This is a genomic window from Vibrio sp. K4 (genome assembly GCF_051122595.1).
Lineage (GTDB): Bacteria > Pseudomonadota > Gammaproteobacteria > Enterobacterales > Vibrionaceae > Vibrio > Vibrio owensii.
On sequence record NZ_CP178577.1, the window covers coordinates 2,380,131 to 2,402,703 of the forward strand.

22 protein-coding genes and 1 tRNA gene are annotated in these 22,573 nt (G+C 44.4%); 13 read left to right on the top strand and 10 right to left on the bottom strand.

The genetic code is table 11. The features are described from left to right. The first annotated feature begins 37 nt into the window (after positions 1–37). Both ACLIIY_RS10570 and ACLIIY_RS10575 read left to right on the top strand, forming a co-directional pair. On the top strand, positions 38–1,324 hold the full coding sequence (locus ACLIIY_RS10570; RefSeq protein WP_434527591.1) for a hypothetical protein: 1,287 nt from the start codon (positions 38–40) through the stop codon (positions 1,322–1,324). 3 nt (positions 1,325–1,327) lie between these two features. Further along, positions 1,328–2,656, top strand: coding sequence for an MATE family Na+-driven efflux transporter (locus tag ACLIIY_RS10575; RefSeq protein ID WP_434527592.1), 1,329 nt, complete (start codon positions 1,328–1,330; stop codon positions 2,654–2,656). Between the two features lie 82 nt (positions 2,657–2,738). Here the strand turns inward: ACLIIY_RS10575 and ACLIIY_RS10580 are convergent, their stop codons facing one another. Then, positions 2,739–3,107, bottom strand: a complete 369-nt coding sequence (locus tag ACLIIY_RS10580) for an elongation factor Ts (RefSeq protein ID WP_343352398.1) — start codon at positions 3,105–3,107, stop codon at positions 2,739–2,741. A gap of 75 nt (positions 3,108–3,182) precedes the next feature. On the opposite strand from ACLIIY_RS10580, the gene ACLIIY_RS10585 reads away from it, so the two are divergent. After that, positions 3,183–3,332, top strand: coding sequence for a hypothetical protein (locus ACLIIY_RS10585; protein ID WP_017790133.1), 150 nt, complete (start codon positions 3,183–3,185; stop codon positions 3,330–3,332). Between the two features lie 167 nt (positions 3,333–3,499). Here ACLIIY_RS10585 and ACLIIY_RS10590 read toward each other — a convergent pair whose 3' ends face one another. After that, the gene (locus ACLIIY_RS10590; RefSeq protein WP_011079925.1) at positions 3,500–3,898 is read right to left on the bottom strand and encodes a hypothetical protein; all 399 of its coding nucleotides are present in this window, start codon (positions 3,896–3,898) and stop codon (positions 3,500–3,502) included. 162 nt (positions 3,899–4,060) lie between these two features. Here ACLIIY_RS10590 and ACLIIY_RS10595 point away from each other — a divergent pair, with 162 nt between their 5' ends. Further along, entirely contained in the window at positions 4,061–5,551 is a 1,491-nt protein-coding gene (locus tag ACLIIY_RS10595) for an N-6 DNA methylase (protein WP_434527593.1), read from the top strand. After that, entirely contained in the window at positions 5,551–7,317 is a 1,767-nt protein-coding gene (locus tag ACLIIY_RS10600) for a restriction endonuclease subunit S (RefSeq protein WP_434527594.1), read from the top strand. Before ACLIIY_RS10595 ends, ACLIIY_RS10600 begins: the two co-directional genes overlap by 1 nt. A gap of 265 nt (positions 7,318–7,582) precedes the next feature. Here the strand turns inward: ACLIIY_RS10600 and ACLIIY_RS10605 are convergent, their stop codons facing one another. Continuing rightward, positions 7,583–8,485 carry a WYL domain-containing protein gene (locus ACLIIY_RS10605; RefSeq protein ID WP_434527595.1) on the bottom strand — a complete coding sequence of 301 codons (903 nt, stop codon included), beginning with the start codon at positions 8,483–8,485 and terminating at the stop codon, positions 7,583–7,585. A 173-nt stretch (positions 8,486–8,658) separates the two neighbouring features. Between ACLIIY_RS10605 and ACLIIY_RS10610 the strand changes: the two genes are divergently transcribed. Genes ACLIIY_RS10610 through ACLIIY_RS10625 form a run of 4 tightly spaced genes read left to right on the top strand, consistent with a single transcriptional unit; the run spans position 8,659 to position 12,328 of the window. Then, complete coding sequence (locus tag ACLIIY_RS10610) at positions 8,659–9,915, top strand: cyclic GMP-AMP synthase DncV-like nucleotidyltransferase (protein ID WP_434527596.1); 1,257 nt, start codon at positions 8,659–8,661, stop codon at positions 9,913–9,915. After that, positions 9,916–10,407, top strand: a complete 492-nt coding sequence (locus tag ACLIIY_RS10615; RefSeq protein ID WP_025522362.1) for a hypothetical protein — start codon at positions 9,916–9,918, stop codon at positions 10,405–10,407. It begins immediately after the preceding gene. Further along, complete coding sequence (locus tag ACLIIY_RS10620; RefSeq protein WP_434527597.1) at positions 10,407–11,528, top strand: SAVED domain-containing protein; 1,122 nt, start codon at positions 10,407–10,409, stop codon at positions 11,526–11,528. The genes ACLIIY_RS10615 and ACLIIY_RS10620 overlap by 1 nt, the downstream gene beginning before the upstream one ends. Positions 11,529–11,539: 11 nt before the next feature. Continuing rightward, positions 11,540–12,328 carry a competence protein CoiA family protein gene (locus ACLIIY_RS10625; protein WP_218563324.1) on the top strand — a complete coding sequence of 263 codons (789 nt, stop codon included), beginning with the start codon at positions 11,540–11,542 and terminating at the stop codon, positions 12,326–12,328. 197 nt (positions 12,329–12,525) lie between these two features. On the opposite strand, the gene ACLIIY_RS10630 is transcribed toward ACLIIY_RS10625, so the two are convergent. Further along, positions 12,526–12,602: transfer RNA gene (locus ACLIIY_RS10630), tRNA-Arg, on the bottom strand. A 204-nt stretch (positions 12,603–12,806) separates the two neighbouring features. On the opposite strand from ACLIIY_RS10630, the gene folD reads away from it, so the two are divergent. After that, entirely contained in the window at positions 12,807–13,667 is an 861-nt protein-coding gene (folD, locus tag ACLIIY_RS10635) for a bifunctional methylenetetrahydrofolate dehydrogenase/methenyltetrahydrofolate cyclohydrolase FolD (protein WP_005430847.1), read from the top strand. 182 nt (positions 13,668–13,849) lie between these two features. On the opposite strand, the gene ACLIIY_RS10640 is transcribed toward folD, so the two are convergent. The 4 genes from ACLIIY_RS10640 to ACLIIY_RS10655 form a co-directional block, all read right to left on the bottom strand. Then, the gene (locus ACLIIY_RS10640) at positions 13,850–15,049 is read right to left on the bottom strand and encodes a NupC/NupG family nucleoside CNT transporter (protein ID WP_434527598.1); all 1,200 of its coding nucleotides are present in this window, start codon (positions 15,047–15,049) and stop codon (positions 13,850–13,852) included. 236 nt (positions 15,050–15,285) lie between these two features. Further along, positions 15,286–16,230 carry a LysR family transcriptional regulator gene (locus tag ACLIIY_RS10645; protein WP_005430870.1) on the bottom strand — a complete coding sequence of 315 codons (945 nt, stop codon included), beginning with the start codon at positions 16,228–16,230 and terminating at the stop codon, positions 15,286–15,288. A 71-nt stretch (positions 16,231–16,301) separates the two neighbouring features. Next, positions 16,302–17,273, bottom strand: coding sequence for a lytic murein transglycosylase (locus tag ACLIIY_RS10650; RefSeq protein ID WP_005430863.1), 972 nt, complete (start codon positions 17,271–17,273; stop codon positions 16,302–16,304). Between the two features lie 48 nt (positions 17,274–17,321). Further along, positions 17,322–17,603 (bottom strand): YcgL domain-containing protein, encoded by a 282-nt coding sequence (locus ACLIIY_RS10655; protein WP_012127285.1) that lies wholly within the window; start codon positions 17,601–17,603, stop codon positions 17,322–17,324. A gap of 197 nt (positions 17,604–17,800) precedes the next feature. On the opposite strand from ACLIIY_RS10655, the gene minC reads away from it, so the two are divergent. From minC to minE, 3 genes are read left to right on the top strand one after another with little or no spacing between them, the layout of a single operon-like run. Beyond that, positions 17,801–18,463, top strand: coding sequence for a septum site-determining protein MinC (minC, locus tag ACLIIY_RS10660; protein WP_005437686.1), 663 nt, complete (start codon positions 17,801–17,803; stop codon positions 18,461–18,463). A gap of 17 nt (positions 18,464–18,480) precedes the next feature. Further along, the gene (minD, locus tag ACLIIY_RS10665) at positions 18,481–19,293 is read left to right on the top strand and encodes a septum site-determining protein MinD (RefSeq protein ID WP_005437688.1); all 813 of its coding nucleotides are present in this window, start codon (positions 18,481–18,483) and stop codon (positions 19,291–19,293) included. A gap of 2 nt (positions 19,294–19,295) precedes the next feature. After that, positions 19,296–19,559: a cell division topological specificity factor MinE gene (gene minE, locus ACLIIY_RS10670; protein WP_005437690.1), complete on the top strand. Its 264-nt coding sequence runs from the start codon at positions 19,296–19,298 to the stop codon at positions 19,557–19,559. 110 nt (positions 19,560–19,669) lie between these two features. Here minE and rnd read toward each other — a convergent pair whose 3' ends face one another. Further along, positions 19,670–20,788 (bottom strand): ribonuclease D, encoded by a 1,119-nt coding sequence (rnd, locus tag ACLIIY_RS10675; protein WP_005437016.1) that lies wholly within the window; start codon positions 20,786–20,788, stop codon positions 19,670–19,672. Positions 20,789–20,875: 87 nt separating this feature from the next. Then, positions 20,876–22,567, bottom strand: coding sequence for a long-chain-fatty-acid--CoA ligase FadD (gene fadD / locus ACLIIY_RS10680; protein ID WP_005437015.1), 1,692 nt, complete (start codon positions 22,565–22,567; stop codon positions 20,876–20,878). Between the last annotated feature and the right edge of the window lie 6 nt (positions 22,568–22,573).

A 22,573-nucleotide genomic window follows, 5' to 3' on the forward strand; every position in this document is an offset into this window, starting at 1 on the left:
AGAGTTTCTTTAGCTTAGTTAACGACCTCAAGTCACAATGCATATCTATATTTTTGGTAACCTAAATTCAGGTAAAACAACGTTAAGTAAACAAATACAAGGACGTTTGCCTGAGTTCCCTTATTTATCTTTAGATGAGTGTCGAATTCGCTTTGGCGATGGAACCGAGCAAGGTGAGCAACTTGCTTGTGAGCATTTTCTTGCTGCGGTTAAACAACAGGAAAACGCTATTGTTGAATTTACAGGATACGGTCAAACAGCTAGCCTTCTTACCAATCAATTAGATAGGAAAACAGGCATATTAATCTGTTGCACTAGAGATATTGAGCAGAGCATCAATGCAATTGATGACGAGAAATACTCAGAAATCCCTTGCCCATCATCCTACAAAAAACTGCAAGCTGTTGATGAAACTATTAGATTTTTGGAAGATAAAATCATACCGATAGAGCTAGAAACTCACTGGCAAAGACAGATTTGGCAGTCTTACAGTTTTGACTTCTCTGATAACTTTGATGCCTTCTGGACGGCCTTCCCATTATCTCAACATACTTGGGTCAGTAAGCTGAATAAAGTATTGAGCACAGATACAAGCGTACCTACAGCTCTACTTTACGGAAGCTTGGGGGCTAATCAGTTAACAAAGCGCTCTGATATCGATTTATTTATTCAGTCATCGATTTCGGTTCAGGGTTGGCATGAAAGACTCCTTAGATTGTTCGGTGAACAATTGGCTCATACCGATATTTTGGGGTCGAAAATCACTCTTAGGACACAAGACCGTTTGCTTATAGAAATCGTTATAGGCCAATCGCTGTCTGACATTTGTCTTTATTATCGCGAGTCACAAATCTACAACGTTCACTTCACTATTTTAAAGGGTGAGCTTGGCCTTGCAGAACAATTAGACGCAGTTACCAAAACACATACAAGCGAGCGAAAGCAAGCCAAAGAGTTGGCCGCTCAGGTTTACTTTTTGTTTTGCTCCTTACCGAACCTTATCGCTAACAACGACAGTTACAAGTACCACTTTCACTGCTCTATCATCCAGCACTATTGTGTTCAGCTAGAACATTTATTGCTAAGTGAGTTTAAACACAACTACCTTCCCAAACATGCCGCTACAACATTGATTGATTTCCCATGGCAAGTATTTAACTGCTCAGCAACTCATATCAGTACAGTGCAATATACTGAACTTTATCAGTACCTAGTCACACTGTTCGAACGGCTTAGAAAGAAACAACTGATTAAAAGTAATGGCTATTTCTCTGTGGAGAGTCGCTTTCTCCACGAGATCCCTAGTGAAGATAACAAGGCTTAAAAATTGAAACATAATCAAATAAAAACAATCAACTACCAACTGTGGCTAGTGCTGATTCTGACAAGCTTAATACCATTAATCTACTCAACTACACGAATCCATTTCTTGGGCAGCATCCCTAGCCCATGGACTTTTAGCATTGCAGCACAAGTTGCATGGTTAAATGTAGGATATGAAGTCCTGAGCGAAGCATTACTTATCCCTCTAGCATTTATTCTAGGCAGAGTTATTCATAGTAATGAAGCTTTTCGCGAGCGAGCCAGTCTATCTCTTTTGGTTACCTTAATTTGCTACTTTGTGGTGACCTTAATGGTATTGTGGCTAGCCCCGAACTTTGTAGATGCGATGCAGCAACAGGCTGAATTATTGACCCAAACAATCCAATACATTCGATTGGAATCTGCCGCTATTTTGCTCTCCAGCTTCTATGCTTTTTTGTCTTTGGTTCTCGTCCTAAGAAATGAACGAAAGGCGCTGTATGGTCTCCTAGTAGTACAAATGCTCATGACTATCATTTGTGACAGTGTCTTCGTTAGTCAATTAACCTATTCCCTCCAGTTAGGTGTGAATGGTATTGCTCTGAGTAATATCGTAGTCAATAGTCTTCTCGCACTGTTTGCCCTGATTTATTTATCTAAATCAGGGATCACTCTGAGCTTCAAGTTTTCTAAAGGAGATCAATCGCAATGGCTCAAAGAATGGGCCAAGATTGGATGGAAGTCAGGGCTTGAGTCGCTCGTGCGAAATACTGCCTTTATTGTCATGATTCTTCAGCTTGTTAACCAAGTACAACAAGCGGGAACATTCTGGGTTGCTAATCAATTTATTTGGGGCTGGCTACTACTTCCCGTTTTGACATTAGGGCAACTGGTTAAGCAAGATGCTGCAACAAACAATGGATTAACATCGGAGCGAGTCAATTGCTACCTTTGGATAACGTTAGGAATTATTGCTGTTTGGATACTCACCGCACCGTTTTGGAACAGCTTTATAGCGGATGTCATGGGAATAGAGTACCCAGAATCAATCACCAGTCTAGTTTGGCTAATGGTTGGGTTCTATGTCATTTTCAGTTTAAACAATGTCATCGACAGTTACTTTTATGGTATTGGACGCACGGATTTAATGCTGTATCAATCACTTATCGTAAACACCTTGTTTTACGGTTGTGCTTTTGTGCTTTATCAAATCGGTATCTTTGTACCTACGCTTGAACGAGTCGCCATAATGTTCGGCTTGGGCATTACTGCTGATGCGCTAATCACTTGGGTGTTGTACCTAGCTCTACGTAGCAAAGCGGATGATATACAAGCTGCTGAAATCCAATCGTGACAACAGTTTGTCTAACTTTCGACTTCACTGGGCCAACCAACAAACTCAAGAAATTAGAACAAAACGGCTATTTAGCCGTTTTTTAACCTACCTGCTCCCTATCATCCAGCCAACTGGATATCTCTGCTAACCCTGCAAGCGAATCCTCATTCAAGCATCTATGGCTAACGTATTTTGGAACCACGACATCCAACCCCAATGCAACAAAATCTGGATGTTCCGAAATGATTTTCACGTACTGTTCAAGCCGACTTTCTGGGGTAGATTCCCTTTGTAACTGCTTCTTGAGAGCCTCTCTAAACTTACGACTTTCCTGAGGGGAAACATCTTCTATATCTTCATATTCAGAACACTGAAGTTCTTCGTAAAGAACATCGGCCAGTTGCTTATGGCTCCAGCCTAACGCATCCAACATAGTTCGAATTTGCTTTTGTTTTTGGGTTGTCCCCATTTGTCCCTACCCAACTAGTTACTATGCAATGGTCTCAGCGGAGACAAGCATTCAATTAATGAAAAGGAAAATACTATGTCTAAAAACAAAGCACCAATGACTCCTGAAGCCGCTGCTCGTATTCAAGCGAATCAAGCAAAACAAAATGGCGGACAAGTCTCTAAAGATTCATTCGCGGCTCGCGCTCAACGCGCTGCTGCCAACAACCAAAAACAAGGTAAATAGGAGTAACCATCATGGCAAAACCAAGTTCTGCACCAAAGACTGCGCCGAAAGGTAATCCAAACTACCCAAGCACAACTGGCAAGCCTTCAGGCAAAGGTCGAGGCAACACACCTAAACGCTAAGCACATTAGATATAAATGAGGCAGTCTAGCTGCCTCATTTTTCTATTATGAACAACTTCTCGCATTCAGCTTGAAGTTACTCAAAAACAAGTTTTGATCAGATTTGTAATCGGAATACGGCACAGACTTTTCCGTTTGTGAAAGAGCGCATAAACACGTTTCTCGCTTACTCTCATACCAACTCACCGACACCATATTTTTTGACGAGTTTATGCAGGTATCAACGATGGCATACTCTACTTCTAATGGGTAACGCTCTTCATCAAAAGCACCATTCACCTTATAACCACCAACCACGCCCACGACCAATGCCGTACTGGCAGACACCAGTTTCCGTTTACTAAATTTAAAGCCTTTGAAGCTTTTTTCACACTTCTCACACGAGATATTCTCTGCATATTCAATGACATTGTCAGTGTGACAATGGGGACACTCAACCTTCATTTTCTAGACAACCTGGTTATATTTTTTATTGTTTCATTTATATCACTGATTCATTATTAAACCACAATTACAAACATAGTTTCATAGCGATAAGTTCATTTTCTTCGATCCAATTCTGCTATAATCAGCCCCAATTTTTCAGTCAGTTAGTAGTAGAACTCCATGTCAATCAGTTCAGTTATCAAGTCTATTCAAGACATCATGCGTAAAGACGCGGGTGTTGATGGTGACGCGCAGCGTCTAGGCCAAATGTCGTGGCTTTTATTCCTTAAAGTGTTTGATGCTCAAGAAGAAGAGCTAGAGTTCGAGTTAGATGATTACCGCGAACCCATCCCAGCGAAATACCTATGGCGTAACTGGGCGGCAGATAACCAAGGCATTACGGGTGATGAATTATTGGAATTCATCAATGATGACCTATTCCCGACGTTAAAAAACCTAACCGCACCGAAAGACACCAACCCACGTGGTTTTGTAGTGAAAGAAGCCTTTAGTGATGCTTTCAACTACATGAAAAATGGCACACTGCTGCGCCAAGTGATAAACAAGCTCAACGAGATCGACTTTACTGATTCTAAAGAACGTCACCTGTTTGGTGATATCTACGAACAGATCCTACGCGACCTACAAAGTGCAGGTAATGCGGGTGAGTTCTACACCCCTCGCGCGGTGACTCGTTTTATCGTCAATCGTCTTGACCCTAAACTAGGTGAGCAGATTATAGATCCCGCCTGCGGTACGGGCGGATTCCTAGCGTGCTCGTTCGATCACGTCAAAGAGAACTACGTGACAAGCGCAGCCGACCACCAAACGCTGCAAAAGCAAATCCATGGTGTAGAGAAGAAACAGCTTCCACATTTGCTGTGCATCACCAATATGATGCTCCACGGCATCGAAGTCCCTGTGCAGATCAAGCATGGCAACACGCTTAACAAGCCGCTTTCAAACTGGGACAGCAATATCAATGTGATTGCGACTAACCCACCGTTTGGCGGCACAGAAGAAGACGGGATTGAAAAGAACTTCCCAGCCGAAATGCAAACCCGCGAAACCGCCGATCTGTTCTTGCAGCTTATTGTCGAAGTATTAGATAAAGATGGTCGCGCTGGTGTGGTACTACCTGATGGCACCTTGTTTGGTGAAGGCGTAAAAACCAAAATCAAAAAGATGCTGACGGAAGAGTGTAACTTGCACACTATTGTTCGCTTACCTAATGGCGTGTTCAACCCATACACGGGCATTAAGACCAACATACTGTTCTTTACCAAAGGCCAACCGACAAAAGAAGTGTGGTTCTATGAGCACCCTTACCCAGAAGGCGTGAAGAATTACAGCAAAACCAAACCGATGAAGTTTGAGGAGTTCCAGCAAGAGATCGATTGGTGGGGCAACGAGGCAGATGGATTCGCTAGCCGCATCGAGACCAAGCAAGCTTGGAAGGTATCGATTGAGGAGATCATCGAGCGAAACTTTAACCTCGATATTAAAAATCCGTATCAGGACGAAGTAGTCAGCCATGACCCTGAAGAATTACTGGCGAGCTATCAGCAGCAACAACAAGACATTAAAGCACTGCGTGACCAACTGAAAAGCATTCTCGGTGATGCTCTTAGCTCTACCATTCAAGGTAAAAAGCAAGGTGGGGAGCAATAATGGCAGTCGACCAATCACCTATGAATAAGCTAATCACCGAGCATATTGATATTTGGACTTCAGCAGTTAAGACCAAATCGGCCTCTGGTCGCGGTAGCAACAAGAAACTAGAGCTTTACGGTGTTAAGAAGCTGCGTGAGCTAATTCTGGAGTTAGCTGTGCGAGGAAAGTTAGTTTCTCAAGATCCTAGTGATGAGCCTGCTTCAGTGTTGCTTGAGCGTATTGCGCAAGAAAAAGCTCAATTGGTCAAAGACAAGAAGATCAAAAAAACAAAGCCTCTATCAAGCGTTAAAGAGCAGGAAAAGACATTTGATATACCAAGAGGTTGGTCGTGGACTCGAATCGGCTTAATAACAACATTTGTTAATGGCTTTGCTTTCAAGAGTTCGAGCTTCCAAGACTCTGGAGTAGGTATAGTAAAAATTGGTGATATTTCATTTGCTGGTGAGCTTACACCCAACACAATGTCTCGAGTTGATACTAGTGTAATCAAGGATCTTGATCCATCGCTCCGAGTTAATCGAGGCGACATGGTTATTGCAATGTCAGGGGCAACTACTGGTAAAGTAGGTTTCAACACAACAAATGAAGTATTCTACTTAAATCAGAGGGTTGGAAAGTTCATCCCGCATCAAATTGATTTGGATTATCTGTTTTTTCCATTAACTACAAAAATTGCAGAAAATCTAGAAAAATCACTAGGTAGTGCAATTCCAAATTTAAGTACAGGACAGATCAATGACATCGTAATTGCTCTGCCTCCGCTTCAAGAGCAACACCGCATCGTCGCCAAAGTCGATGAGTTAATGGCACTCTGCTACCAGCTAGAGCAACAAACCGAAGCCAGTATCGAAGCGCATCAAGTTCTGGTAACAACACTGTTGGACACACTCATCAACTCTGCCGATGCTGACGAGTTGATGCAAAACTGGGCGCGAATCAGTGAGCATTTCGATACTTTATTCACCACCGAAGAGAGTATCGACCAGCTTAAGCAAACTATCCTACAACTGGCGGTGATGGGTAAGTTGGTTCCGCGAGATCCAAGTGATGAGCCTGCTGCTGAGTTACTGAAAAGAATTGCGGAAGAAAAAGCACAGTTAGTCAAAGATAAAAAAATCAAAAAGCAAAAGGCGCTACCACCGATTTCTGAAGATGAAAAGCCGTTTGAACTGCCAAATGGGTGGGAGTGGTGTCGAATTCAAGATGTAGCTCTATTTACTACATCGGGTTCTCGAGATTGGGCTAAATATTACTCTGACTCTGGTGCTCTATTTGTCACCATGGGCAATTTATCCCGAGGCAGCTACGAGCTGCGTTTAGACAATTTAAGGTTTGTACGCCCACCTAAAGGGGGCGAAGGCTCTCGAACTAAATTGGAGGCGCGAGATCTATTAATTTCCATAACAGGTGATGTCGGTAACTTGGGATTAATTCCTGAAGAGTTTGGTGAAGCATACATAAACCAACATACGTGCTTATTACGATTTATGCCAGAATGCCAAGGAAAATACTTCCCTGATTTTATGAGGTCTCCACTAGCTAAATATCAGTTTGATGCTCCACAACGAGGTATTAAAAATAGCTTTAGGTTGAGTGATGTTGGTGAAATGCACTTACCGCTTCCTCCTCTAAAAGAACAAGTCCGTATCACAGAAAAAGTTAGTGACTTGCTCAGTATATGTGAGCGCTTAAAAGTCAGACTTCGAGAGTCTCAAATCACCCAATTACACCTCACCGATGCAATTGTTGAGCGAGCAGTATAACGATGAGTCTATACAATATCGCCAACAAAAACCTCTCAAGCTAAGATCGACAACTCTTGCAGCCCTCGGCTGCAAGAGACTTCTATCTAGCAACGATACCACCGTCTCTATTTGCCGATACAAAGTAGTCAGCATCACGACTTTGCGGATTCAAACCAGTCCAAAGCCATTGAAGTAAAAGAGATTCAATCAAATTGGGGGCGACTCATAAAGCGTTTTTAACCGAACAATCTCAAGCTATCGGATTCAAGTGTATTGGTGTGGTTTAGGCCTGTTCCATTTGTTTTATCATTTCCAAGTTGCTTAGCTCGAACTTATAAAAACGACTTTGCTTATCCTCTCGCTTTTCTTCATTTGACCGAGCATCGATATACCACTTTTTCTCAACAATCCATCTAAATGCAGCTCTCTCTGTAACATAAACCTCATCTTTATCTTCAGGTATACCAAAGTCAGTTCTTACTTTTTGCTTGTCCACCTCTGACAACGAGGGGTGGAGTTTTAAGATCAAAGGTAACCTTAAGTTCCACAGCTTATCTTGAGCTAAAGCCTCATGATCATGCTGTCTAGACTCCTTAGATTCGTGTTCTTCAACCACATTCCTAACACGAGCAAAATGGAAGTTTTTAAATTTATTCTTTGTGACTTCCGAGCGATCAAATGCTCTGAACATCCAACTGGTTCCATCATACATAATTGCCAACGGAACCAAGGTTCTAGTTTGATGATTAGAGCTGTTTTCAGAAAGATAGTTGCAGGAAATCGCATACTTACCCGATATAGCCCTAGTAATCATAGCGACTTCATTGGTATTCATTTGGTTGGGAAACTTGCCAATCTTTTCATAGGCAAGCTCAGTAACACCGAAGATCTTGTTGCTATTAAATCCATTGGCAAGCATGCCAAGCGCCAATTCACCATCTATATCTGTCAATGGTTCGAAGGATTTCCTGATAATCGTATTCGTTTTTTGAGTTTTGTTGTTTGGCCTACGTTTGGAGTATTCAGTAAGAACTCGGGAGGCGGCTGCTTCTGCAATTCCAAACGCATCTTTAAGATCAGCCCGACTAACACGCCCTGTAAAAAACAACTTAAAGTCAATATAAGCTAAACGAGCGTTAATAGAGGTTGTCTCTGATGTGATGTCTGCTTGAGAACTGTTTTCCATGATGCGTATCCATTGTTCAATCTAGCCAAATCGTAGCAAAAAAATTATCACGTGTAATTACAACACACAAAAAATACATAAAACGATCATTGACACGTATCATTTCGATCTATCATAATAATCTCAATCGGTACAATCGGTCATTCACCAACCAAAACCACCAGGAGCTAGCTGTGCAAGATCAAGGTTTCAAATCACTAAGACAACTAAGTGCAAGCGACAAAGAATTTTGTTTCGAGATGATCTCTCATATCACATCGAACCTAGACTTGACCGAAACACAGTTGTCTCAATTGAAGACGGCTTACCGAGCAATCGGATCCTACTTGGCAAACCAAGGGGGCGAGCTAGCGGAATGCCACATTTATGCTCAAGGTAGTGTTGGTATTGGCACATCCGTAAAACCGATTGATGAAGACTCAGACATGGATATAGATCTGGTGCTGCACTTACCAAGTCAGCAATATCCAACAACTACTGATGAAGCCAACGAGCTACTCTTCAATTTGATACGAGTGCTGAAAGACTCTCAACGATACGGTGACAAAATAGAGAATATGCCAAAACGCAGATGTGTCACTCTGCAATATGGAGGTATCGAAGGCCAGGGGTTCCACATGGACATAACCCCTAGCATGCCTGAAGATATGGACTCGCCAAACCCTAAGAACAAAGTAAGAGTTGCAGACATCAAGGATGCCAATAGTCCTTCTCATCCATACGGATATAGGAAGTGGTTCCGAAGCGCGTGTAGTAAAGAGATTCGCTGGAATAGAAAAAGCAACTACAGATCTAATAATGATATATATGCGGGGACAGTAGAACCGTTACCTGGTCAGGGTCGAAAGACTGTACTTCAGATTGTAGTTCAGCTTCTCAAGCGACATAGAGACATGTGGAAACAAAATAAGCAGAACGTTTATGGCGATTGCGCTCCAATAAGCATAATTATTACGACTCTAGCAGGTCTAGCTTATGAAAAGTGCTCAAACTCTAACAAGGAGTACCACAACCCATTTGATCTGATGTTAGATGTACTTGAAGAAATGCCAAACTTCATTTCCCATCAATATCAGTCTGACGGTACTGTAAAGTACACTATTCGCAACCCAGCACTTCCTACGGAGAATTTTGCAGATAAATGGCATGAGAAACCGATGTTACCCCAAGCATTTAAAGCGTGGTATACGCAGGTTACTGAAGACGTAGCAAAACTACTTGAATTAGATCAAGGGCTTGATAAAACCATTGAGCGATCAAGAGAAATGTTTGGTTCTCAAGCAGCAAGAGGCATCCAAGCCAAACTTGCGGACACTCTGACTGAACGACGAGCTAAAAATCGTGCGGTAGTTTCTTCTATTGGCTTAGGAGTATCCAATGCAGCCACTGCCACCCCCGTTCCTAAACACAACTTCTACGGTGATGTATAGATGTGCCATCACCTTCAAAGGCAGCTTAACGCGCTACAAAAACGTTACCATGGTGGCAAAGGTAGAATACTCAAAGGTAAAACAGGTCTAAAACTGGAATGGAGACAAGTACTACAACCTTCTCGACTTAGCCGAGAATACCTAATTCTTGTTAAATGGGCTGGGTTAGGTTGTATTCCTGAGGTCGAGGTGTTGTCCCCGAATCTAAGAGATCTAGCAGGAGGGAAGCGCTCACCTCATGAGTTCTTCTCCAAAGAGAATACTAAACCCTGCCTAATGTTTAACAGCGGTAGCTCCAAAGACTGGGTTCCTAGTATGTTAATCGCTGAATCCATCATCCCATGGACGCAAGAATGGCTGTGGTACTGGGAGCTTTGGTTATCAGATGGAGAATGGCGTGGTGGTGGTGTTCACCCTGGTGAACTAACTATTGAGCAATATATGGATCAAATCAACAACTCTCACCATCAACCAGCAAACAAGGGAAAGTAATGAACCTTTTGACTTACATCGTTGTTCAGACCATCAACTGGCTATTCAGAAAGCGCTCTCCTGCCTTGTTAATTTTCAGGACAGGAGCCTATTTCTTCCCGATAACATTGATGGGAGGCGTAGCATTCAACGTTCAATACGTAACAGCTAGCCAACTCATTAGCCTTGACGTTGCTGGTTCTGATGTCCCTGCTCTACTCGTTTCTATCGGTTTTTATTTCAGTATACTCCTAATGGCAATTGGGCTAGCTTGGGAGATAGTCCGCTCAGTTATAGAACACCGACAATTGGCTAAACAAATTGTATTCGCTATTGAGCAAAGAGGACTCGTAAACACATCTGACTCCCCACTATCAGAGCATGTTCAGAAAAAATACAAAGGCCGAAATATTTCCAATACAGTAATAGATATCCGAGACAGTCTTGCTAATGGCACAGTAAGCCAACCCAAATTAGCACTTAAGAAATTCCTCAATCTAGAGCACTCTATAGAAGAGCGAAGAAATAGTGTTGCTGCTGAAGATTTTCACATTGTTTTTGGTGGTTTAGTTCCTGTTCCTTTTGCTTTCCTATCAGGATATTTGTTGGATGATGAGTCTCATATTGAAGTGCTCGACTGGGATCGACAACTATCAAGCTGGAAAGAACTCGATCCTATTAGTGACGACAATGAGAAGTTTGAAAAGACAATAAAGCATGCTGATAGCAAAGAATCTATCGTTCTTGCTGTATCTTTCTCTTACCCTGTTGATGAGAAAGCTATTGACCTCTGTTTTCCAAAGATGCCACAGATACATTTGAAACTGAGGGAAAAGCGTTTTGATAATCACTGGTCAAGTAAAAAGCAAAGTCGTTTAGCTTATGATTTGATCGAAGAAGTTAAAAACCTCATGGAAGAAGGCTATAACGATATACACCTCGTGTTAGCTTCTCAAAACAGCGTAGCATTCAAATTTGGTCAAGCGTACGACCGACGGAACCTTCCTCACATTACGATTTACCAATACGAAAAAGATAACAAAACCCCTTACCCTTGGGGGGTATCAATTACTAACTTACCCCACGCAGAGCCATCTATTAGACTGACCGAGTTTAATGATGACTTAGAGCAAGCCGTATAAGAGGTCTTTATATGTCTTCATTTCAAGTCCTTATGCCTTTCGCTCGCAGTAACAGTTCAAACCGAATAGTGGGGATTGAGCAAGTGGAGCGTGGCGATGATTGCAACTGTCATTGTTTATCATGTGGAACCCCAGTTACTGCGAGGTTGGGAAGTATCAACCAATGGCACTTTGCACACCGTACCGATAAAAATACAACAAGTTCTGAGTGTGAATTCTCCCCCGTTACTGCATTGGCACTGATTATAAGGCAACAGCTCCCAACTCTAGTTAACTTTGATTTAGATGAGTGGGATTTTAATGATGTGCAATGGGAGGTTGAATGTACCAAGTCTGGAGTTCAATTTGATGCATACACTAAAGACTTAACCTCTAACATATCGGTAGTAATGGATATCCCTTTCGAGAGCAGTCCTCATTTATTACCAGAAGCAGTACCTCACGATATCGACATTATCCTGAGAGTAAATACGCATAAGTTGGCTAACGATCTTTACCCAACTAAAAGTCCTATCAGGCTTCTTAACTCTGAAGGTGTTTTTAGCTACCTTTTAAAGCACTGGGAAGAACTTGTCGAAATGCTTCGTTGGCCTCAGTCAACCATAGAACAACCATATGAAGATACAGAGGTTGCAGAAAACAGTATAAAGACCAATGATCCTATCTGCCTATGCTGTGGTGAAAAAACAGCAAGATATGGACGAGGGCTTCTTTGTGAAGAGTGTGTTTGGAAAGAGGTTGGTAGCCAATTTAATTCAATCAGTGAGATGGTTGTGTTTTATAGGAAAAACTCTAATTAAATAGATCAATCAGCCTCACAATGGGGCTGATTTGCATTTTTAGTCTCAAATACCTAGCTGTGAGAAGCAAGCGAACTTATGTATTCATTAAAGATGATTACATTAAGCTTCACGCTTACTTGACTAGTTACTTGACTAAAAATAGCAGAAACGAAAAAGGGCGTAGCAAGTACTAACCTGCTACGCCCCGAAATAAATGGCACGCCCTATAGGATTCGAACCTATGACCACATCCTTAGAAGGGACGTGCTCTATCCAGCTGAGCTAAGGGCGCGCTACAGGGACAGGATTATACGAGTTCAAGCGCTTAAATCAACGGGTTTTCATAACATTCTGATCTGAATGCCTAAAAAAAGGGCACCAAAACGATAAATGTTCAAAAACACCACAAAGCAAACGTTTGCGTATGGATGTTAAATAGATTTTCTGCGACAATGCGCCGCAAATAATTTGCCTTCTCAATTTAAAAAGGAAAGTCATGACTGCTCAAAATATAGATGGAACTCTCATTTCCCAAACTGTTCGATCCGAAGTTGCAGCACGTGTGAAAGCTCGCGTTGAGGCTGGCCTTCGTGCTCCTGGTCTTGCAGTTGTTCTTGTTGGTGAAGATCCAGCTTCTCAAGTTTACGTTGGCAGCAAACGCCGTGCGTGTGAAGAAGTTGGCTTTGTCTCTAAGTCTTTTGACCTTCCTGCGACAACGTCGGAAGAAGAGTTGTTGGCACTTATCGATGAGTTGAACAACGACGCAGAAATCGATGGCATTCTTGTTCAGTTGCCACTTCCTGCTGGCATTGATGCAACGCACGTTCTTGAGCGTATTCACCCAGAGAAAGACGTGGATGGCTTCCACCCTTACAACGTGGGTCGTCTAGCGCAGCGTATTCCTAAGCTTCGTTCTTGTACGCCAAAAGGCATCATTACGCTTCTTGACCGTTACAACATCGAGCTACGCGGTAAGCACGCGGTCGTGGTTGGTGCATCAAACATTGTTGGTCGCCCAATGACACTTGAGCTGCTTCTTGCTGGCTGTACAACAACAACTTGTCACCGCTTTACCAAAGACTTAGAAGGTCACGTTCGTCAAGCAGACCTTGTTGTGGTTGCGGTTGGTAAACCAAACTTCATTCCTGGTGAGTGGATTAAGAAAGGCGCTGTTGTGGTCGATGTGGGCATCAACCGTCTTGAGTCGGGCAAGCTAGTAGGTGACGTGGAATACGATAAAGCACGTGAGAACGCGAGCTTTATTACACCAGTACCGGGTGGCGTTGGCCCAATGACAGTAGCAAGCTTGATTGAGAACACGATGCTGGCTTGCGAGCAGTTTCATACGAAGAAGTAGATTCGAGATTCGAGATTCGAGATTCGAGATTCGAGATTCGAGATTCGAAGAAATGAAAAGGGGTTGACGATAAACGTCAGCCCCTTTTGCTTTTTGAGAGTAAGAAGAAGTGCTTGAGCCAAAGCCCTCTACTCTCTCGAAGCGAAGCGTTCCCGATTCCAGAAGCGCAGCGCTCTTATAGGTTACAAACTCAAAATCACGCCAGCAATTGATGCACTCATCAGGTTCGCCATTACGCCTGCTGCGATTGCACGGAAGCCGTATTTCGAGATGAATGAACGCTTCTCTGGTACTAGTGAGCCTAGGCCGCCAATCAGCATTGCCATAGTTGAGATGTTTGCGAAACCACACAGTGCGAAGGTTACGATAGCTTGTGAGTGTGCGCTTAGCTGAGACTTCACTTCCATCAGTTGGATGAAGGCTACGAACTCGTTTACCACAATCTTGTTACCGATCAGAGAGCCTGCCACGATAGCTTCATTCCAAGGAATACCTAGCAACCATGCGATTGGTGCGAATAGGTAGCCAAGTACTAGCTCGAAGCTCAGTTCCATACCGAATAGACCGCCGAACCAGCCTAGAATGCCGTTTAGCATCGCGATAACGCTCACGAACGCCAATAGGGTTGCACCTACCGCCACTGCGATGCGTAAACCAGACATCGCGCCGTCTGCCATTGCTTCAACCACGTTGGTTGCGCGTGGCATTTCTACTTGGTCTAGGTCGATATCTGGTGTTGTGCTGTCTGTCTCTGGCATCATGATTTTTGCCATCAGAAGACCCGCAGGTGCAGACATGAATGCCGCCGCGATCAGGAAGTTAAGATCCACACCCAGTGATGCGTAACCTACTAGCGTGCCACCAGCAACCGATGCCAAACCACCAGTCATTACTGCGAAAAACTGAGAATCACTCATGTGCTTTAGGTATGGCTTTACTACAAGCGGCGCTTCAATCATACCAACGAAGATGTTCGCTGTTGCAGATAGCGATTCTGCACGACCTGTACCTAGCAAACGCTGAAGGCCACCACCGATTAGGTTGATCACTTTTGGCATTAGACCAATGTGGTACAAACCCGAAATCAGTGCCGAGAAGAAGATGATGATACCAAGTACATTAATCGCGAAGGTAAAGCCACCTGTTGCTAGGTTGCCAAATAGGAACGCGATGCCCTCTTGACCGTAGTTGATTAGGTTAGAAACCGCGCCAGTTACTGCGTTAAGCGCTTCTTTACCCGCTGGTACGTAAAGTACTAATAGCGCGAAGATTACTTGTAGAGCAAAAGCCAAAGACACCGTTCGTAGACGAATGTTCTTACGGTTAGTCGAAAGCAGCCATGCTACGAATAGGATGGCTACGATACCAAGAATTGAGTTCATAAAATGAATCCGACAAAAGGGGGAACAGGAAAGGCGTCGGATTGTATAGAGTGAAAGAAATGCTGCAAGTTGGGGATGTTAACAGGCTGAGAATCTCGACTGCTCACTATTTAATCAGCAGAATAACTCATTGAATTAAATAGAGATAAACGTTTGCCTAACGTTATTATTTCCAAATGGAAAAGATGTTTCTGGATTTGGAAAAATTTTGTGATTCAAATCACCTTATGTATTCCCTACTTCGGAATCGAAATATACGGCGCTAATCGCTGATCCCAATGGCAAGGCGATCCGATCTTCTGTTTGATGAATTCGATCACCGCAGAGATCTTTTTCGGCATATGTTGGCGGCTTGGGTACACCGCATAAAACGGCATGGATTGGCTGGCTTTCCAATCAGGTAGAAGCTGGATAAGTTTACCTGAGCGGAATTCATCCCCCAGCAAATAAGTGGCTAAGTAAGCAATCCCCCACCCTGCGATTGCGGCATCACGCACCGCTTCTGCTAAATCGACCGAGTAGTTGCCAGAAACTTTCACGTTGAGCTCTTGCTCACGGTTGGTGAACGCCCAACTGGTGTAGTCACGCTCCCAACTACGGTAGATAAGGCAATTATGCTGTGACAAGTCATTCGGTTCGGTTGGCGTATCGTGCTTAAGTAAGTAATCCGGCGATGCAGCAACCACAAATTGGCAATCCGCTAAGCGCTGAGCAATGTAGCCTTCTGGTAGGTGTTCATTGTTGGTGATCCACAAATCCAAGCCTTCTTCGAGCATATCGACTTTGTAATCGAACAAATGCACTTCGACTTGCAGTTGCGGGTATTTCTCACGAAGTTCTTGAATGGCAGGAATGATGTGCAGCGTGCCAAAAGACTGCGACAAACCAAGGCGAACTAAACCGGCGACTTCATCGCGTTGGCTTTCCATCTCTAACGTGGCACTGCTAACGGCTTGCACCACTTGTTCACAATGGTGATAGAAGGTTTGCCCCGCTTCGGTTGGCGTGAAGCTGCGCGTGGTGCGTTGCACGAGCTTGATACCCAGTGACGCTTCCAACTGGCTGAGCTGTTTACTGACGTGAGAAACAGACACGCCTAAGCTCTTTGCCGCAGCGGTAAAGTTTTTATGTTTGATCAACGCCGAGAAGATCACCATTTGTGCAGCACGTTCAGATAACACGCAAACCTCGTTTCAAATAGAGAAAACAAAGGGCTCCGAAGAGCCCCTTTTTATTCGTTTATACATTCAATCTAGAATGTGATGCGGTCAGCTAAATGACTTACCGCCAGTGCGAAGTAGTAAGAGCGGTTCCACTTCATCAACACATTGTAGTTGTTGTACACCAGGTAAGTACGACCGTTCTCATCGTCTGGCATGATCAACCATGCTTTGATGTCTTCGTCCAGCTTAGGAAGTGGGCTGCCATCGTATTTGGTGATGCCAAGCTTGCTCCACTCTTGCAGGTACTTACCTTTTTCCGCTTCGCGACCTTGCAGATTGTGGTCAATGCCGTGTGGCACCTTAACCTGACGACCCCAAGTGAATTTATCATCCCAGCCAGATTTGCTTAGATAGTTCGCAGTAGAAGCAAACACGTCCGCTTCTGATTGCCAGATGTCCTTCTTGCCATCGCCGTTACCATCCGCAGCAAAGCGTAGGAATGAGCTTGGCATAAACTGACATTGACCCATCGCACCAGCCCAAGAACCTTTGAAGTTCTCTAGCTCGATATGACCTTCATCTAGGATCTGTAGTGCCGCCATGGTTTCTTTACGGAAGAACTCTTCACGGCGACCCTCAAACGCCATGGTCGACAACGCGTCGATCACGCGGAAGTTACCAGTGAACTTACCGAAGTTACTTTCCACGCCCCAAAGTGCAACGATAAAACGTGGCTGCACGCCAAACTCATCACCAATGCGTTTAAGTTCAGCGTAGTGTTCTTTATACAGTTGCTTCGCTTGTTTTACCTTCCACTCAGGTACCGCGCGCGGAATGTATTCGTCTAACGTCAGTTTCTTCTCAGGTTGGTTACGGTCGGCTTTGACTGCACGTGGTTTGTATTCCACATCAGCAAAAGCGGCACTGATCACCTGTTCGGAAATGCCTTTATCACGTGCTTCTGCACGCAATTTATTTAGGTATTCATCAAAGCCATCGCTACTTGCAAAGGCTGAAGTGCACATACCAACGCTGAGCATTGCTGCCAGTATCTTTTTCATATCGCCCTCCTTGAGCGAGGCAGAATTCCCAGATGAAAAGCGGTGACGTTATTCGCCTTTCTGCTGGGCTTTTTGTTCTTTGTATTTTTCTAGTAGGTTTTCCGGCGGAGGCGGAACCTGTAGGAAGAAACCATCATTAATTAATGACGCTTTCACTTTCTCGACATCAACTTGTGCCAAAGTACGACCATCAAGTTTGATTGTCATCACCGGCATAGGCTTACCGAACATCTGCATTAGCGTGTCAGGAACCTGTGAGAAATCATCCTTTTTCGGAATATAGAGATAAGTGCCTTCTTTTCTGGAACTTTTATAAATAGAACAAAGCATGACGAGCCTTTTGTGCTGATTTACCCGCTTTGAATGCGGATTTTGTTGAAAACGTAAAATTCTCGCAAACTTGATAGCAAATTTGAGATTAATTCACTTATTTGCCCGCTTGAGAACTTGCTGCGCTAAAGGATGAAATATAACATGACAGACCTAGTTTAAGGCAACGCTCTTTCAATAAAGGCAAGAAGTCCACGATGACCCATTCACCTGACCTTAAAGGTAGCAGTTTTACATTGTCAGTTTTACACCTTTCTGACAACGAGATCGCTAAGACTGTCGAATTTTTGCAAGAAAAGGTTTCTCAAGCACCCTCTTTCTTCGCATCCGCACCTCTGGTTATCAATATAGCAAAAGTAGAAGGCGATATTGATTTCACCGCACTTAAACAAGGCATCGCCGATGCAGGGTTTATTCCGGTTGGTGTGACTGGCTGTAAAGATAAGCGCGTTCAAAACCTTGCCTCAGAAGCGGGCTTCGCCATCATGTCTGCGAGCAAATCTCCAACTCAAGCACCAGCAAAAATGGCGCCGACCAAAATCGTTCGTACACCTGTACGTTCTGGTCAGCAGATTTACGCCAAAGACGGTGACTTGGTTGTACTGGCACACGTAAGCGCTGGTGCAGAAGTGATTGCTGATGGCTCTATCCACATTCATGGCACCCTGCGCGGACGCGCCATTGCTGGGGCGAGCGGCCAACAAGAAGCACGAATTATTTGTCACGATTTACAAGCTGAACTGGTTTCCATTGCAGGAGATTACTGGTTGAGCGATCAAATTGAGAGTGAGTATTGGCAAAAGAAAGTAATGATCAGTAAAGCCGAAGAATCATTACATCTAGAAACACTCACGATTTAGTCTAAAAAGGAAATAAAATGGCACGCATTATTGTAGTAACGTCTGGTAAAGGTGGCGTTGGTAAAACCACTTCAAGCGCAGCCATCGCCTCTGGTCTGGCTCTTAAGGGCAAAAAGACTGCGGTGATCGATTTTGATATCGGCTTGCGTAACCTCGATCTTATCATGGGCTGTGAGCGCCGCGTGGTGTATGACTTTGTTAACGTCATCAACGGTGAAGCAACGCTTAACCAAGCGATGATCAAAGATAAGCGCACAGATAACCTATTCATTCTTCCAGCTTCTCAAACACGTGATAAAGACGCGCTAACCAAAGATGGCGTGCAACGTGTGTTCACTGAGTTGGATGAAATGGGCTTCGACTTCATCATCTGTGATTCTCCAGCAGGTATCGAGCAAGGTGCTCTGATGGCGCTGTACTACGCAGATGAAGCGATTGTAACGACTAACCCAGAAGTGTCTTCGGTACGTGACTCTGACCGTATCCTAGGTATTTTGGATTCTAAGTCACTACGCGCTGAGCAAGGTCTTGAGCCAGTTAAGCAACACCTACTACTGACGCGTTACAACCCTTCTCGCGTAACACAAGGTGAGATGCTAAGCGTTGAAGACGTAGAAGAGATCCTACACATTTCTCTACTGGGTGTAATTCCAGAAAGCCAAGCGGTACTGAATGCATCAAACAAAGGTGTGCCAGTGATCTTTGACGAGAACACAGACGCAGGCATGGCTTACTCTGATACGGTAGACCGCCTACTGGGCAACCAGGTTGAATTTCGTTTCCTTACTGAGGAGAAGAAAGGACTCTTTAAACGACTATTCGGAGGCTAGACATGTCACTACTAGAATTTTTCCGCCCACAAAAGAAAACTTCTGCGAATCTAGCCAAAGAGCGTTTGCAGATCATCGTTGCTGAGCGTCGTAGCCAGAACGATCCTGCGCCTTCTTACTTGCCTCAATTGAAAGAGGACATCTTGAAGGTGATCAGCAAATACGTTGCGATTGATCCAAACATGGTGGATTTGACGTTTGAACACAAGGACGATGATATTTCAGTTCTTGAGCTAAACGTGAAGTTGCCAGAAGACGAGAAGTAATTACTTTTCGACTTTGCTTGAGCGCTCTAAGCACATGAGCACTCAAAACAAAAGACAAATGCGTGTTACAAAAAAGGTTGGCGATAATGCCAACCTTTTTTATTTGGTACTTACTTGAGCACCTTATTCATCTTCTCGCCGAGTAATTCAAGACGCCAGCCTTGCATCACATCCGGTAGACGCGCTGGATCGCGGTCTTTCTTCCATACCCAACTGATGATTTGGTTGATCTGCTTTTTAGACGCCAAGAACTCGGTCGCCAAGCCTGATTTTTGCGATGCTACCTTCACCACATCCTTCATGTTCTTGAAGATTTGCTTGTAGCCTGGGTAATCCATCAAACGTTCAATTTTCGCTGGGTAATCATCGGCAGGAGTTTGCTTTGCACTTTTAACAATAGCCGCAATTCTTGCGCCGTGGCGGTTAATCGCACGAATGTCGATGCCTTCTGCTTCCATCTTCTTAAAGTTTGTCAGCCCAAGGCGAGCCACCGTCAGCAAGTCGCCTTCTTTAAAAATGAAGTTCAACGCAAGGTCGCGCTTGATCGCTTCGCGGTAACGCCAAGTCGCTAAAGGCTTAAGAATCGCAAGTTCAGCCGGTCTTAGTTGCCATGCACCTTTGATATCTAGGTAGACGGTTTCTTCATTTAAGTTACGAATACGCTTTGATACCAGTAGGTCGCTCTCCTGCTGAACCGCCTCCCACCAGCCTGCTTCGTTCACTTTATCTAATAGCTTCTCGTAAAGAGGCATTAGGTAGTGCACGTCGGCCGCGGCGTAATCAAGCTGCTTTTGAGTCAGTGGACGCGCCATCCAGTCAGTGCGAGATTCGCTCTTGTCTAACTCTACGCCAAGGTATTCTTCCACTAGCGTAGCAAAGCCTGTCGACAGGCCGTGACCCAAGAATGCTGCCATCAACTGAGTATCCACCATCGGGAATGGTGTGCAGCCAAAGGCATTTTGGAAGACTTCTAAATCTTCACCACACGCGTGCAGCACTTTTAGCACTGAGGTGTCTTTTAGCAACTCGACGAACGATGTCATGTCCGTCAGTTCCGTCGGGTCGATAAGGGAAAGTTGTTTGCCATCGAAAAGCTGAATCAAACCTAGTTGCGGATAGTAAGTCCTGATTCGCACGAATTCGGTATCCAGCATAACTACGTCGGCTTCTCTTGCTAGAGCGCAGACTTCTTCTAGGTCTTTGTTTTTCGTAATGATCTGATAGTTCACATGCTTCTCGCTATAAAAAAATGCCAGCAAAACGCTGGCATTCTAACACTATTTGGCAATAAATGATTGTTGCACAAAGAAATCCGCTTATGCGCTCTTCTTCGCTAGCTCTGCGTCGTTCTCTTCACGCAGTACGCGACGAAGGATCTTACCTACGTTGGTCTTCGGTAAGTCTTCACGGAACTCAACCAACTTCGGCACTTTGTAGCCAGTTAGGTGTTGGCGACAGTGTGCAATCACTTCGTCTTTGGTTAGGCTTGGATCGCGTTTTACAACGTAGATCTTCACCAACTCGCCGGACACTTCGTGAGGCTGACCGATTGCCGCGACTTCTAGCACTTTACCGTGCAGTGCGACTACGTCTTCGATTTCGTTCGGGTAAACGTTGAAACCAGACACAAGAATCATGTCTTTCTTACGGTCAACGATGTGCAGGAAGCCTTCATCATCAAACTTAACGATATCACCCGTCGATAGCCAACCGTCTTCGTTGATCACTTCTTTAGTCGCTTCTGGGCGCTGCCAGTAACCTTGCATCACTTGAGGACCGCGAACTTGAAGCTCACCTGTCTCAGTATTTGCTAGTGGGTTACCTTCTTCATCAACAATACGTACTTCTGTTGATGGTACAGGCAGACCGATAGAACCGTTGTATTCCACTAGGTCGTGCGGGTAAGCTGCCACCAATGGAGAACATTCTGTTAGACCGTAGCCTTCTAGTAGGTAACAACCTGTGGTCTTTTGCCATTTTTCAGCGACGGCGCGTTGCACTGCCATACCACCACCTACTGCTAGGCGAAGGTTGCTGAAATCTAGCTCATGGAAATCTTCGTTGTTTACTAGCGCGTTAAACAGCGTGTTTACGCCAGTAATTGCCGTGAACTGGTATTTTTGCAGCTCTTTCACAAAGCCCGGAATATCACGCGGGTTAGTAATAAGCAGGTTGTTACCGCCCATTTCAACGAACAGTAGACAGTTCACCGTCAGCGCGAATACGTGGTAAAGCGGCAGTGCCGTAACAACAAGCTCGCGACCCGGAGACAATACAGGACCATAAGCACCTTTCGCCTGCATTACGTTGGCGATCATGTTGCGGTGCGTCAGGATTGCGCCTTTCGCTACGCCCGTTGTACCACCAGTGTACTGTAGGAATGCAATATCATCGCCAGACATAAATGGCTTCACGTACTGAAGACGACGACCTTTGTGCAGCGCTTTACGCATTGAGATTGCACCCGGTAGATCGTACTTAGGCACCATGCCCTTCACGTACTTAACCACGAAGTCGACAAGCGTACCTTTCGCACGTGGCAGCATTTGACCAAGGCTGGTCAGAACCACGTGTTTCACTGGCGTGTTTTCTACGATTTGCTCTAGTGTGTTCGCGAAATTAGAAACGATAACGATCGCCGTTGCGCCAGCATCGTTTAGCTGGTGCTCAAGCTCACGAGGAGTGTAAAGTGGGTTCACGTTCACAGCGATACAGCCTGCACGCAAAATACCAAATAGCGCGACAGGGTATTGAAGCAGGTTTGGCATCATAAGAGCAACGCGGTCACCCTTCTTCAGCTTAAGTTCGTTTTGTAGGTATGCGGCGAATGCGCGGCTACGCTCTTCCAATTTGCGGAAGGTCATGACCGAGCCCATGTTCATGAATGCCGGCTGATCTGCGTATTTTTGAACAGACTGCTCGAACATTTCTACCAAAGACTCATATTGCTCTGGATTAATGGTTTCAGGTACGTCACTTGGATAACGTGAAAGCCATGGTTTATCCACGATGTT